10 protein-coding genes are annotated in these 14,345 nt (G+C 41.9%); 2 read left to right on the top strand and 8 right to left on the bottom strand.

Annotated features, from left to right (window positions below):
• Positions 1 to 90 precede the first annotated feature (90 nt).
• Together BXY_RS12245 and BXY_RS12250 are read left to right on the top strand one after the other, a co-directional pair.
• The gene (locus BXY_RS12245) at positions 91 to 1,311 is read left to right on the top strand and encodes a M16 family metallopeptidase (RefSeq protein WP_008641672.1); all 1,221 of its coding nucleotides are present in this window, start codon (positions 91 to 93) and stop codon (positions 1,309 to 1,311) included.
• Between the two features lie 58 nt (positions 1,312 to 1,369).
• On the top strand, positions 1,370 to 2,467 hold the full coding sequence (locus BXY_RS12250) for an SGNH/GDSL hydrolase family protein (RefSeq protein WP_008641673.1): 1,098 nt from the start codon (positions 1,370 to 1,372) through the stop codon (positions 2,465 to 2,467).
• A gap of 141 nt (positions 2,468 to 2,608) precedes the next feature.
• Here the strand turns inward: BXY_RS12250 and BXY_RS12255 are convergent, their stop codons facing one another.
• The 8 genes from BXY_RS12255 to BXY_RS12290 form a co-directional block, all read right to left on the bottom strand.
• Positions 2,609 to 3,511 carry a glycerophosphodiester phosphodiesterase family protein gene (locus BXY_RS12255; protein WP_008641676.1) on the bottom strand — a complete coding sequence of 301 codons (903 nt, stop codon included), beginning with the start codon at positions 3,509 to 3,511 and terminating at the stop codon, positions 2,609 to 2,611.
• A gap of 63 nt (positions 3,512 to 3,574) precedes the next feature.
• Complete coding sequence (locus tag BXY_RS12260; RefSeq protein WP_008641678.1) at positions 3,575 to 4,834, bottom strand: IPT/TIG domain-containing protein; 1,260 nt, start codon at positions 4,832 to 4,834, stop codon at positions 3,575 to 3,577.
• 6 nt (positions 4,835 to 4,840) lie between these two features.
• Positions 4,841 to 6,622 (bottom strand): IPT/TIG domain-containing protein, encoded by a 1,782-nt coding sequence (locus tag BXY_RS12265; RefSeq protein ID WP_208946813.1) that lies wholly within the window; start codon positions 6,620 to 6,622, stop codon positions 4,841 to 4,843.
• Between the two features lie 12 nt (positions 6,623 to 6,634).
• Positions 6,635 to 7,576: a phosphodiester glycosidase family protein gene (locus BXY_RS12270; protein WP_225473428.1), complete on the bottom strand. Its 942-nt coding sequence runs from the start codon at positions 7,574 to 7,576 to the stop codon at positions 6,635 to 6,637.
• A gap of 10 nt (positions 7,577 to 7,586) precedes the next feature.
• A complete protein-coding gene (locus tag BXY_RS12275; protein WP_004313820.1) occupies positions 7,587 to 8,873 on the bottom strand; it encodes a RagB/SusD family nutrient uptake outer membrane protein in 1,287 nt (428 codons plus the stop codon).
• Positions 8,874 to 8,878: 5 nt separating this feature from the next.
• The gene (locus BXY_RS12280; protein ID WP_015532061.1) at positions 8,879 to 12,133 is read right to left on the bottom strand and encodes a TonB-dependent receptor; all 3,255 of its coding nucleotides are present in this window, start codon (positions 12,131 to 12,133) and stop codon (positions 8,879 to 8,881) included.
• A gap of 222 nt (positions 12,134 to 12,355) precedes the next feature.
• Positions 12,356 to 13,303 (bottom strand): FecR family protein, encoded by a 948-nt coding sequence (locus BXY_RS12285; protein WP_008023857.1) that lies wholly within the window; start codon positions 13,301 to 13,303, stop codon positions 12,356 to 12,358.
• 148 nt (positions 13,304 to 13,451) lie between these two features.
• Positions 13,452 to 14,018 carry an RNA polymerase sigma factor gene (locus BXY_RS12290; protein WP_008023858.1) on the bottom strand — a complete coding sequence of 189 codons (567 nt, stop codon included), beginning with the start codon at positions 14,016 to 14,018 and terminating at the stop codon, positions 13,452 to 13,454.
• Between the last annotated feature and the right edge of the window lie 327 nt (positions 14,019 to 14,345).

Here is a 14,345-nt window from a genome sequence, read left to right on the forward strand (position 1 = left end):
TATAGTCCACAAATATCTGCAATTTTCTATAAACAGCAATAAGTTTTATTGTATTTTTGTGGCATTAATTCAATAAGGAAGTATAAAACAATGCAAGGTAACGAATATACATTGCCAAATGGCTTACGTATTATCCATGAACCGACCCTCTCAAAAGTAGCTTATTGTGGTTTTGCGATCGATGCCGGAACGCGCGATGAGGCAGAGAATGAGCAGGGAATGGCCCATTTTGTAGAACACCTGATTTTTAAAGGAACGGAGAAGCGTAAAGCCTGGCATATCCTCAACCGGATGGAGAATGTGGGGGGCGACCTGAATGCTTACACTAATAAGGAAGAAACGGTGGTCTATGCCGCTTTCCTGAAAGAACATCTGGAACGGGCGCTTGAACTGTTGGGGGATATTGTATTTCATTCAACCTTTCCGCAGCATGAGATAGAAAAAGAAACGGAGGTCATTATTGATGAAATCCAGTCGTATGAGGATACTCCGTCGGAACTGATCTTCGATGATTTTGAAGATATGATCTTCCGCAATCATCCATTGGGAAGAAACATTCTTGGTAAACCGGAACTTCTGCGGAGTTTTCGCACGGAGGATGTTCTATCGTTTACCCGCCGGTTTTACCAACCGGGAAATATGGTGTTTTTTGTTCAGGGACAATATGATTTCAGAAGAATCATCCGCCTGGTAGAGAAATACCTCCTGGATATTCCTGATGTAAGAGTAGAGAATCGTCGTACACCTCCGCCTCTTTATGTGCCGGAACATTTGACGGTTCCCAGAGACACACATCAGGCACATGTAATGATTGGTAGCCGTGGCTATAATGCGTATGACGACAAACGTACGGCTCTCTATTTATTGAACAATGTCCTCGGAGGTCCCGGGATGAATAGCAAACTCAATGTGTCCCTTCGTGAGCGTAGAGGGCTGGTTTATAACGTCGAATCCAATCTGACCTCTTACACGGATACAGGGGCTTTCTGTATTTATTTCGGGACGGATGTAGATGATATGGACACCTGTTTGAAACTGACCTATAAGGAACTGAAGCGGATGCGTGATGTAAAAATGACTTCCTCCCAATTGGCAGCAGCGAAAAAGCAGTTGATCGGACAAATCGGAGTGGCATCTGATAACTTTGAGAATAATGCACTGGGAATGGCGAAAACATACCTTCATTATCATAAATATGAATCATCCGAGCTTGTTTTTAAGCGTATTGAAGAGTTAACAGCAGAGCAACTACTGGAGGTTGCCAATGAAATGTTTGCAGAAGAGTATTTATCAACGCTGATTTATAAGTAGCTTTTTGATACTGCTACGATATACTGACAATTAATAAACTGTTAATATTAAACTAACCATGAGAAACTTAACACGAAATGTTTGGATTTGCCTGGGGCTGATAATGTTTCCCCTTACAACATTCGGACAGCAGAAGAGCAATTTTACCTATGTGCCGGCCCAGGAGCTTTTATTGGTAGGAAAAGCGACTACCGAAGGTGAATATTTCCATCGGGTAGATACAGCAAAGTATTGTACGATGCCTCCTGCAGTAAAGAAGCTATTCACCAACTCTGCGGGTTTGGCTATTTCCTTCACAACGAACAGCCCGGTGATAAAAGCTAAATGGACTGTTCCTGACAATTACCAATTGCCAAACTTGACCAGACTAGCCCAGAAAGGCTTGGATTTGTATATCAAACGGGATGGGAAATGGCAATTTGCCGGAGTAGGGATGCCGGGTGGCGTGACTACAGAAAGAGTGATTGTCGATAATATGGGAACCGAAGAGAAAGAATGTTTGTTATATCTGCCCTTATACGATGAGTTGAAGAGTCTGGAGATAGGCGTTTCTTCTGATGCTCACATACATAAAGGAGAAAATCCGTTCAAAGAGAAAATAGTAGTCTACGGATCCAGTATTTTGCAGGGAGCTTCTGCCAGCCGTCCGGGCATGGCCTATCCGGCCCGCTTATCCCGTAGCAGTGGATATAATTTCATTAATTTGGGATTGAGTGGTAATGGAAAAATGGAGAAAGAAGTTGCCGGGATGTTAGCGAATATTGATGCAGACGCTTTTATCTTGGATTGTATTCCCAATCCTTCTCCAAAAGAGATTACCGAACGGGCTGTAGGCTTTGTAATGACCTTGCGGGAGAAACATCCGGATACACCTATTATTATCATACAGACATTGATACGCGAAACGGGAAACTTTAATCAGAAAGCCCGTGAGAATGTAAAGCAACAGAATGAGGCTATCGCCGAGCAAGTAGAAGTACTGCGTAAAAAAGGCGTAAAGAACCTGTATTTCATTAAAGAAGACCGTTTCTTGGGAACAGATCACGAGGGAACCATCGACGGAACTCATCCGAACGATTTGGGATTCGACCGGATGCTAAAGAAGTATAAACCTGCTATCAGCAAGATTCTGAAAATTAAGTTTAGAGACGAATAACGGAAAGAAATAAGAAGAAATAAAGGTCAATTCATGGGGGTGAACTGACCTTTTTTCTTTTGCAAATGTGTTAAGTTGTTCCTGAAAACAAGAAGCCCACTACTTCTTTAATAAGATGTTTCGAATGACTTATAGAGAAGATCATTCCAAATCTCTCAATCCTTTTTCCTCCAAATAATGAATAAGTTCTTGTGGACGGTCTGTTTGTATCATTGTTGCTTTATGCTTTAACATCCAACCCCAATGTTTATCTTTACTTTCCAATAGAGCATTCTCATCATCATGTCCGCCACATAGACTATCCCATAAAGTATTCATCCATACCCGACTACCTGATTTAGCGATTTCATCTATTATTTTTAGATTCGGATTTGCATCATCTTTGAAGCATAGTTCGTAAGCAATTGGGGTAAAGTTTTTGATAAAAGTTTGTATAGTGGCAACTGCTTCTTTATCCCATAAATTAACGATAGGCATATAAAGCATGCTTTCATTGGAGCCATACTCTTTTTTCACTTTCTCTACAGGATAGTATCCTTTGATGATGACCTGTTTCTCCATTCCACATTCCTGGATGATAGGCATAATTTCTTTTATGTAAGTACCTCCTTTGTCTATATTGACAAGAATACGGCCTTTACAGACATTTAATGCTTCTTTCAGTGTGGGGATTGGTTGGCGGGTTTTGATTCCGTTGCCGCTGCGTAGGACGAACTTTTTCAGTTCCTCGGTCGTATAATCTTTTATCGGTCCCTTTCCCGTAGAAGTACGGTCGAGAGTTTCGTCGTGCATACAAATAAAGTTGCCATCTTTAGTCGGTTGTATGTCAAGTTCTATCATATCAACTTTCATTGCAATTGCTTTTTCGATACTTTGCAGGGAGTTTTCCGGCGCATTGCGCCAGTCTCCTCTATGAGCGATAACAAAGATATACTTCGATTCATTATCATGTAGATTTTTCAAAAGTTTATCAGTCCTTGTTTGTGCGCTGATGGAAAATGCGGTTAGCAGAATAGGTAGTAAGAAAAAAAGTTTTTTCGTCATAACTTAATAGAATTCATTAATGATGATAAAAGTCACCCGGGGCATCGCCCCGGGTGCTCGCTATTATTTGACAGTAATGCGGCGAATCAGGTAATTGACGGCGCCTGCCACATACATTGTTTTGCAGTCCTCCGTAATTATGATTTCATACGGTTGGTTGAAGGTAGCCTTCAGTCCTTTTCCGTCGGAGAAACCTGCTTTCCCAGAACCAGCGATGGTTTCTAGCGTTCCTTTCGAGTAGTCTCCATTTGCGTCAGGAGTTAGTTTGCGGATGCAGTTGTACGTGTTATCCGAAAGATACAGGCATCCATCTGAACCGGCAGCTACCCCGAAAGTAGCACCCACTTTTGCACTAAGCGGATTACCGGGTTCTCCGTCATAATACTCTTGTCCTTTTACTCCGTCTCCTGCAATTGTCTTTTGCGTGCCATCCGGACTGATTTGAATCAACACATACCCATTAGAAGTACCAACAATCATATTCTTGTTTTTGTCGAACACAATATAGTTGGGAGATACGTTAAGAGTGGCGAAAGTTGTTTTTGTACCTGAAGGTGTGAATTTATAAATCGCCTTATTGTCGCGTGCCGATACATATATGTTATCTTCATCATCGAATGTAACATTCATTGGACTCTTCATTTCGGATGCTAAGGTTGAAACAGACATACTGCCGGTTTCTATTTTCCGTAACATTCCTTTTCCTTTGTCGATGAAATAATAGTTTCCTTTCGAATCGAATCCACCTTGCCAGATAGCACTGCTACCGTCTACTGCCACATCGAGGAGTGAAGTGACCAGGAAGTCCGGAGAGATACGTCGTATATAGTTGTATCCTCGTTCTGTAAACCATAAACTGCCATCCGGAGCAAAAGCGATACCAGTGGGAAGCTTGGTTGTGGCTTCCGTACCGACTCCGTCTGTCATTTCGAATACTCCCTTCTGTCCAACGATTGTTTGAACGATATATTCCTGATCGGGTGTTTTCAGATAATTGAGCTCGAGGCCTGTCAATTCACCCGAGGGGGATTTGACGCGGATGGAATATTTTCCCGGAGCCATTTCAGGTAATATTATTTTCAGTTCGTCCTTGAATGCTTCTATAACGGTTGCTTGTTGGTCGTTGATGAAAACAGCATTTTCTTCCGGCACCGTGCTGAAATTACGTCCCAGTATTGTAGCTATTTCACCGGAATAAACATTGGTGGGTTTCACGAGGACCAGCCTAAGCTCTGTCACTGACGCTTTGTAGTCATTATCATTGCAGGCTACAAACAATGATAAGAGTGGGCAGGCGAGCAGTAGTATGTATATCTTTCTCATAGTCTTTTATTTATTTACTGTTATGGTACGAATCAAATGGTTTTGCTCATCAGCGATATATACTTTATCCGAAACCAGTACGCTTGCAGGGCAATTGAATGTAGCTGTCAGGGCAGAACCATCAATTTTACCTTTCGTTCCCGGAATACCGGCTATTGTTTTTAATGTTCCTTTCGTATAGTCGCCTTCTGCATCCGGTGTTAGCGTACGTATGGTATGCATTGTATAATCGGTGATATAAAGTACCTCATCCGGGCCGAATGCAATGCCGAATGTTGCCCCCATGGTTGCTTTTGACAGGTCGTTCTGTTCACCATTAGAATAAGTCGCGGCAGTGGGTACTACGCCAGTTCCGAATACAGTTTTTAGTGTACCGTCCGTATCGAACATATGCAGCTGATAAGTACCGCCGGTACCTACAAAAATTCTTCCCTTCTTATCTACCGCCATACAATTGGGACCGGCTTTGAGTGAAGACATATCGTAGTTAGTTACAGTACCGCCGGATGTTATTTTCTTTACTGCCTTATTATCGCGGTCCGCGATATACATATTACCATTACTATCAAAAGTGACGCTCATCGGACTTTTAAAGGTTGTTTCGGTGGAGAACACAGAGCAAGTGCCTTCCTGTGTAATCTTAATAATATTATTTAAAGCTTTATTGGCTACATAATATATGCCCGAGAGATCGAAACCACCTTGCCAGGGAGCATTAAATGTAACGGTGCCACTTTTGGCAACAGTTGAAACATTATATTCCTGATCCATTTTTCTGATGACGTTATTTCCTCTTTCGGCAATCCATATGTCACCATTGGGTGCGAGAGCTAGTCCCTGCGGGAATTTGAAAGAGGCAGCCGTTCCCTTACCGTCAGTAGAGGTAGTTGCGGAGTTACCTGCTACTGTTGCAACTGTGTAAGATAAATCTTCGTAGGTGAAACTTAGATTCTCTACCGTTTTATCTGCGACAGTAACTTTGACTGGATAGGTACCGGAAGGATTCTCCGGAGCAATAATGGTTAGCGTTGTTGCGGTTACAACTTTTACGGTTGCCTGCTTTCCGTTTATGGAAACCATGTTCTCTTCGACCGTTGTTCCAAATCCTTCTCCTGAAATCACCACTTCCTCTCCGGCTTTTCCACGTGCGGGGGTTAGAGAAGAGGTCGTTAATGTCACTGTGTGAAGGTAAGTAAACAGGGGGCTTTCAGCTTCTTTAGTACCAATTCTCACACGGATAGGGTAACTGCCTTCCTCGGTGTCGGGAATGATAATTTTGAGTTGGCTGGAAGTCGCCTCTTTAACTTCAGCAGTCACTCCGTTGATTGTCACCTGATTTTCTGATACCACTGTGCTGAAACACTGACCGATCAGTGTCACTAAATCTCCTGCATAGGCAGAGGAGGGCATAACCTGTAATACAGCAAGTTCAGGTGGAGCTTGAGGTGTTGCATAAGTAAATTTGAGTCCTTCTACAACTTCCCCTTTCACACTAACTTTGATTGAATAAGTACCTTCCGGATTATTGGGAAGAGCAATCACTAAACGATTCTGGGTTGCATCGATAATTTCCGCTTGTACTCCGTTAATAAATACCTCATTATCAATTGCTGTTTCAGAAAAATGAACTCCTGAAATAATTGCGGTACCTCCTGTCGATCCAGCTTTCGGAATAATGGAAATGAGTTTCGGAGGAAATTGTCGGGAATCGGATTCGTCCGATTCCGAACATCCACAGAACAAGTTGCAACAAAATAGGATAGATAAAATAAATATTGAGTTCTTCATACTTTCTGCTTTTTAAGGTTCATTGACTGTTACCATCCACGTATTTACGACAGGTCGCTCCTGTCCATCAGAAGGCCGGTTCCGTATTTGGAATATATCCGCTATCGGATGTCGTATAAGCATTTGGGTAGAACCGCCACCATCCAGGTTCACAGCCCATGAGCATCCTAATGCTTTCATTATTGAACCCATTTCCGGATAAGTAAGTCCGTATGAGTAGAACTCTACACGTCCGTCAGCCACCATGAAGTAGACATGACCATCATCTGAATATCCAAGACAAGTACGCGGATCGATACCTGGATAAGTCGCGCCGGATATTTCTCCATCCCGTAGCACGATAACTCCGCTCCCGGTCACTTCTTTGAGGTTGTACTGCATACCACGATACTCCACAGAGTCGGCAATTACCATTTTGTTGTCTTTCGTCAGCGCGATAAAACTCAAAGCTTGTTGGGGAAGTGTTTCTTTAAAGATGAATGAGTTTTTTAAGATCACTCCATTGCGATGAATGGGCCCCCTGATATCCATTGTACTGACATCCCAAAAATCAGCATTAATCATGGCAGCTACCCGGTGCCACGGACGGTCGGCGTAATCTGCCATTTCTGTTAGTGTCTGCCGCTGGAAGTTGTTGCGTACATCCGCATCATACGGCATACCTACTTCTAATGAAACCCCTGGTTCATTCAAATCAATGTCGATTATAAATATATGAGTAGAGCGGCTGTCTGCCTTTTGAAAATGGACATCTGTTTCCGTAACTCCCAATGCAACAACAAAGCTGGTATCGGTATATACACGTGCCACTGTTTCACTACCCGCTAATAGTTTTTGACCGATTTTTGTTTGCGGGGTATAATGTACGTCTTCAATTGTATCGTTTGAGCAACTTAAGAAAGCCACTGGTAATACAAATGACAGAATCTGCATGTATTTTAATAAGTTCATCATTTTCATTGTTTTAGTTAGCCCAATATGAATTTTGATTTAAAAGTTTATTGAGAGACCTTTCTTTGGCAGGAATAGGTAATTTGTTATACTTGCGCTCAAAGCCGAGATCACTTTCCAGGCGGTTGAGGCGGACAAGGTCGAACCAACGGAAACCTTCTGCCAGTAGTTCCGTATGTCTCTCATTGAGAATTGCATCTATGAAGTCTTCTTCAGTGGCAGGGTGTACAGAAGGAAGACCACGAAAGTTCCGAAGCTCATTCAAACGGGTAAGCCCTTTGGAAAGTCCTTGTGCTTCAGCACTGATCAGGTACATTTCCCCCAAACGGGTAATAATGATCGGATCGGTAGTCACCTCTCCACCGGGATATTTATTAATGACTTCATTTGTTTCCTGCATATCAATTGATATGGCGGTTCGTTTATCATCCGGTTCGAACATATTCATCACTTTTGTCGTCGGCGCATATGTATAGCTACCTCCATTGGCAGAAGCACGTGAATAGAGGGAAGCACTCAAGTTTACGCTTGATTCATTGAGCAGATTGACAAATGAGAATATTTCTTCTCGGTTTGCTTTTCCACGGAAGATCTGGTCGAAGTCGGCAAGTGAGAAATTGGCATCACCTATCACTTCTTCAGCAAGTTTGGCAGCTTCAGTCATTTTGCCTTGTGCAAGTTTGGTTCTTGCCATTAAAGCCTTTGCCGCTTGTTTTGAGACGTAATACTTGTCGGAAAAAGTAGGAGCATAATCTATTGCTACCTGAAAATTCTTTTCTACAAAACTCCATCCTTCTGTTTCGGTAGATGCTGCGATGTCTCCCGAGAAAGGAGCTTCGAGAATGGGAACTTCTCCATAGCGGGTAACCAGGTGATAATAAATCAGACCACGGAAGAAACTGGCTACTCCCAGTATCTCGTTTCGTGACTGGCTGGCTGCTAATTTGTCAACTGCGACAATCAGTGAATTTACTTGGTAGAGAGCAGTATAAAATCCATCCCACGGTCCGCTGACGAAACCGCTTTCAGGGGTAACCAGGTCTTTTACCAATAATACCGGATCTTTCAGTCCTGTCGCTCCGCCGCGGACAAGATCTCCGCCGACAATGTCTTGTGTAAGATAACCATTGACTGTTGGTTTGTTTTGTATATAAAAGTAGAGTCCGGTAAGCAGTAATTGAGCATCCTCCTCGGTGAGGTTATCACTGGATACGGCATTATGCGGATATTGGTCCATTTCGTTGCAACTAGTGGCAAACACCAATAATACTGTTAATAATGATATAATAAAATTCTTCATATCTGTTAGAATTTAAGATTGACACCTATTGTAAACGTACGCGGTTGGGATGGGTAGAGATAATCATATCCCATATTGGTTGCAGAGAGGCTTACATTTACTTCCGGATCCAGATACGGCCACTTCGTTAATATGAAGAGATTATCTGCCTGGAAATATATGCGTAGATTATCGATATGTATCCGGTTAATCCAACTTTTTGGGAGAGTATATCCAATAGAAGCTGTACGGCAACGGATATAAGATGCATCGTGTAACATTCGGGTATTGACAAACTTGGTTGAGTTCCACGTATAACCATAAATGGCACGCGGATTTTCGTTAGTACTGCCCGGTCCCGTCCAACGGGATTCTGCAGATGATTTCAGTATCGGCCATGTACCGTTACCCATTCGTAAACCTCCGGTCCACAGTTCATAGAGCTTGTTGCCTGACGAAAATGTAAAGAACAGGCTCAAGTCAACGCCTTTGTACTTGAATGTGTTATTGAAACCACCGGTGAACTTTGGATTAGCCGAGCCGACAAACTGTTTGTCGTTTTCGTCTATGACATCGTTGCCATCCACATCTTCGTAAATACAGTCTCCTGCTCTTACGCCCTGATCGTAAATCTTGGCAGGAATTTCATCATCCGACTGGTAAATACCTTTCCACTTAATCATATAGAAGGACCCTATCGGTTCGCCGACTTTAAGGGCGTGCATCGAGCTGGTTGTCAATATCTCATTATTGTCGAGAAGCGCAGTCAGTTTATTTCTGATAAAGGAGATATTGAAATCTGAATGCCATGAGAATGAACCTTTGCTAAGGTTGGCTCCTAAGGTAAATTCGAGTCCTTTATTACGCATTGATCCGATATTACATACCTGGCTGGTATAACCCGATGTAGCAGGAGTTGGCTTTTGGTAAAGCAAATCCTTGGTATCTTTGATAAATGCATCTGCTGTGAATGTGATCGCACCTCTGAAAAAAGAAAGGTCTACTCCGATGTCAGCTTGTTGGGCTTTTTCCCATTTAAGATCGCGGTTGCCTGCAGTAGTCAGTCCTAAACCGTTCTCACCGTTATAGTTGTATCCTCCACCGGCTAATGCTTGATAAGCATAAGAGCCGATACCTCCCTGATTACCGGTGCAACCCCAGCTTGCGCGGAACTTTACATCGGTTTGTGGATATTTCCACCAAGATTCTTCTCCCAAATTCCAACCGGCGCTGACAGACGGGAAATATCCGTAGCGATTGCTGGATATGAATTTGGAAGAACCGTCAGCACGCATGGTTCCCGTTAGTAAATAGCGGTTCTTGTAGTTCAGACTTAAACGGCCGAAGAATGATTGGAGCAGGAATGAAGAAAGTCCTGTACTTATATCCGAGTATTCGGCAGCAACAGAGTTGACGTCAAAAGATGGAGAGGGGAATCCGATACCCGTTTGTGCGGCCGAGGAAGTTACATCCTTTTGTATAGAATGCCCCAGCATGACGTCCAGAGAGAAATCTTCTTCAAAGGAGTGTTTATAAGTGAGCACGTTTTCCCATAAAGTACTCGCATAAGATTTTCGTCCGTCAATAAGCTTTCCTACTTTATTGCCATAGGGGTGATCGGCTGTGTAATAAATGTGTTCTTCCGTATAGTTGAAATCCTCTCCGAGTGTGGTTTTGAAGTTCAAGTCTTTCGTTATGTTAAACAGCATATAGAGTGAACCGAGGGCACGGTAATTATCGATATATACATCTTCTTCGTTAAGAGCCTGTATCGGGTTATGGTTGGCCAACTCCTGTCCTCCGACAGCATATTCTCCGTCGGGACGATAAGGAGAATCCCATGGACGTTGTTCGATGGCGCGGGTAATGACACTGGTTCCTATATTATAGCCGGTGGGAACGCGGTTATTACGCGAGTAGCTTAAATTCAGGGCGGTTCCTACCTTGAGCCACTTTTTGATTTCCGTGTCCAGATTAACCTTCAAATTGTAACGTTTGAGCTGATTGTTGATAATTACACCTTCGTTGTGTTTGTAATTGGCGGACAAGTAATAATTCGTTTTATCTGTTCCGCCTGACACAGACGCGGTAGTCGTGTAGGTAACAGCCGTACGAAGTACCAGATCGAGCCAGTTTGTCTGTGCTTTTCCCGGTGCAGGGTTATCAATACGTGCCTGCGTACTGTTGGTTTGCAGATTATAGTTGTCGATAGCTTCGTTCAGAACTTCCAGAAACAGATCAGTGTCGGTCATATCCAGTTTGTCTGTTCTGGTCAGGTTGGAGAAACTAACATTCGTGTCAATGTTTACTTTGGCCTGTCCCTTGCTTCCTTTTTTAGTTGTTATCAGGATAACACCATTTGTTGCACGTGAGCCATAAATAGCAGCGGAAGCTGCATCCTTCAAAATCTGTATAGATTCTACGTCGGAGGGATTGAAATCATTCAGACCGTTCATTGATTGTGCTCCCCAAGCACCAGTATCTCCTGACGTATTGTTGATAGGTACTCCGTCAATTACATATAGTGGTTCGTTACCTGCGGTAATTGAACCGATTCCACGGATACTGACCCGATTTTTACTTCCCGGTACACCGGATGCTGACGTTATATTCACTCCGGATACGCGTCCCTGCAACAGTTCGTCAACACCTAATACCTGGCGGACATTGACTTCTCCCGGTTTATAAGTTCCAATGGAAGAGGTAACATCCCGCTTGGTTTTGGAGCCATATCCGATGACGATAACTTCATCCATGACGTGTGCATCTTCTTCCAGCGCTATGTTGATTGTTGGTGAAGCACCGATGCGGATAGATTTCTTTTTGTATCCGATGTAGGATATTTCCAACGGCTTGGATAGGTCTGCTGTGACGGTGAAATTTCCTTCAACATCTGTAATTGTCCCGATGCCACCTTCCTGTATTACATTGGCTCCGATAATCGGTTCGCCTTTTCCATCTGTCACAGTACCTTTGATGGTTTTCTTTTCGTTTTTTTTCTGTTGTTGCACTTCTTGCTTCACTAATACTATGGTATTGTTATTAAGCGAATAAGAAACATTTAATGGAGTGAATACTTGTGACAGTACTTGATCAAGAGGCTTATTTTTACAGTTGACGGTCACTTTCGATTGGTCGTTGAGGACATTGTTCCGATAAACGAATGTATACCGGGTTTGTTTCTCGATCTCCTTTATGAATGTTTTCACCGTACCATTATTGATGTTTACCGACACATTTCCTTTTTGTGCCAATGCTCCTGTTGTGGATAGTAAAATCATTCCAGTGAGCAAAATGGTAAAGTTTCTAAAAATAAGGAGATTATGTCTCCTCTTTTTAAAGGAAAAAATTAACTTTGTGTAATTCATAGTTGATACTATTTTTTCATGTTTTAATGGATTAATTTTATCGACTTTCATACAACCAAAGGATTGGGCGATTCTTTGGTTGTTTTTCTTTAAATAGCTTATATTATATCTTTCATAGGCTCCTTTCTTTTGAGGTTAATAAATAATGATTTTATCTTTATGTATCTCATATTTGAATTTATACTGAAGGCTCAATGAATGGATAACATTCTGTATATTTTCATGGCGGAAAGAACCGGACAGTAAATCTTGTGCAATCTGTGGATATTTTAGTTCTATTTCTACTCCATACCACCGTTCTATTTGCTCTATAACATCAATTAAAGGCTCGGAGTCGAAAATTAGATAATCATTACACCAGCCTGTTTCTACATGCACATCAGCTTTTGTAATTTTGAGGGCTTTGTCTACACTGGAGTAGGTTGCTTTTTCACCGGGAGTAAGCGTATATTCGTGCGGGAGAGAGCCGCCGGATATTTTAATTTTTCCGGTAAGCAGAGAGGTTTCGATAACATCTTTCTTATATGTATTCACATTGAAAGAAGTTCCCAATACTTCGATCTGGAAGTCATTTACCATGACTCTGAAAGGACAGTCCGGGCTTTTGGCTACATCGAAGAAAGCTTCTCCTGATAGATGTACGAGTCGTTGTTCTGTATCATTGACGTCATATCTGATGGTAGTGGCACCATTCAGTTGCACTTTTGTTCCGTCCGGCAATATGATCTCTGATTTGCTGCCGGGTTTTACATTGGCAGTTATCATTTGTTGCGAACTTGGAGTATCGAATAAGGAATATATGCCGAAGGAAGAGGTGACGAGTAGAGCGATGACAGCGGCATATTTCGCAAATTGATACCAGCGTCTTCTCCAGATGATTTGATGAAGTTCCTTACGTATCTGCTTTTTCATCATGGGGGGCATCCCGATTTCCGGTGCAGAATCTTTTTCCATGTTTATCATGGTATTCCAAAGTTCTTCATCCGGTATGTGGTCAAGTTCTTTTTTGAACTCTCTCAAGTCAGAAGAAGGTAGTCCCTTCTCCATATATCGGCGGTATAAATCTTTAAAATGTGTAGCCATATTATAGGTGTTTCTATTGGTTATACGTGAATGGAATAAGAGAGTACTATGATTTCTTTGTGTTTTATAACATAAAAATCAGATAGAGATCTTTTTTGTGGGAGAAGATATTATTGCCTTCCCCTTGTGATGTGTTGCAGTGACGATATTATAAGAAGAAAATAAAGAGAATATTATATTTCATTATTTCGCTGCGAAGGATCTTCAGAGCGGAAGTCAGATAGTTCTTTACTGTTTGCTCGGAAAGCTCCAGTTGCTCGGCAATCTGTTTGACTGGAATATGTTTTTCTCTGCTTAGTTCATAAATCTCTCGTTCCCGTTGTGACAGAATATTCTTTGATTTCTTCAGTTGTTGCAGGAATTCATCATACAATAATAGGTCTTCTGGAGATACATCGCTCTCTTGGTTCTCGCAATACTCCATAAAGTCTTCGAATTGTAGTTCGTTGACTTGTTTGCGGAAATAATCGATTACCTGATGTTTGGCAATAGTGAAAATAAAGGCTTGCAGGTTGCCAAAGCTATTCAGTTGGCTACGGTTGTCCCATAGGCGTAAAAAGGTATCCTGAACAATATCTTGTGCCAGGGAACGATTTTTTAGTTGTTTAAGAACAAAGCTGTAAAGTCGGTCGGCGTAGGCTTCATAAATCTGGGTAAAAGCCTGGTAAGAGCCGTTGCGTAGTTCTTTTATGCACTGTATTTCGTCTATTTTCATCCTTTCTGTAATAGAAGTAGGTCAGGCAAATGTACTGAAATAATTTAGAAATAAACAAATCTATGTGAATAAATAAAGAGAAACCGATGTCCGGTAGTTGGCAGATGAATTTTATTTTGCAATCATATTACAATCATATATTGAGCTTTATTGTACCGTCTCTTGCTTTCCGCTAATTAATTTTGTATCTTTACTGTTTTTTACCCTTGCAAAGACAAGTGGTCATCTTATGCAGTGATAAATATCACTTTATAAGGTGATATTTGTTTTTCTATAAGGTGACTATTGTCCCGTTACAACTGGACAACTACCCGAGTGCATAAACTA

This window comes from Bacteroides xylanisolvens XB1A (assembly GCF_000210075.1).
Lineage (GTDB): Bacteria > Bacteroidota > Bacteroidia > Bacteroidales > Bacteroidaceae > Bacteroides > Bacteroides xylanisolvens.

Bases quoted from the DNA above. Each gene is read 5' to 3' on its own strand.
- BXY_RS12275 (WP_004313820.1), bottom strand. From the start codon at position 8,873: ATGAAGAATTTTATTATATCATTATTAACAGTATTATTGGTGTTTGCC.
- BXY_RS12245 (WP_008641672.1), top strand. From the start codon at position 91: ATGCAAGGTAACGAATATACATTGCCAAATGGCTTACGTATTATCCAT.
- BXY_RS12280 (WP_015532061.1), bottom strand. From the start codon at position 12,133: ATGATTTTACTATCCACAACAGGAGCATTGGCACAAAAAGGAAATGTG.
- BXY_RS12250 (WP_008641673.1), top strand. From the start codon at position 1,370: ATGAGAAACTTAACACGAAATGTTTGGATTTGCCTGGGGCTGATAATG.
- BXY_RS12255 (WP_008641676.1), bottom strand. From the start codon at position 3,511: ATGACGAAAAAACTTTTTTTCTTACTACCTATTCTGCTAACCGCATTT.
- BXY_RS12260 (WP_008641678.1), bottom strand. From the start codon at position 4,834: ATGAGAAAGATATACATACTACTGCTCGCCTGCCCACTCTTATCATTG.
- BXY_RS12290 (WP_008023858.1), bottom strand. From the start codon at position 14,018: ATGAAAATAGACGAAATACAGTGCATAAAAGAACTACGCAACGGCTCT.
- BXY_RS12285 (WP_008023857.1), bottom strand. From the start codon at position 13,303: ATGGCTACACATTTTAAAGATTTATACCGCCGATATATGGAGAAGGGA.
- BXY_RS12265 (WP_208946813.1), bottom strand. From the start codon at position 6,622: ATGAAGAACTCAATATTTATTTTATCTATCCTATTTTGTTGCAACTTG.
- BXY_RS12270 (WP_225473428.1), bottom strand. From the start codon at position 7,576: ATGATGAACTTATTAAAATACATGCAGATTCTGTCATTTGTATTACCA.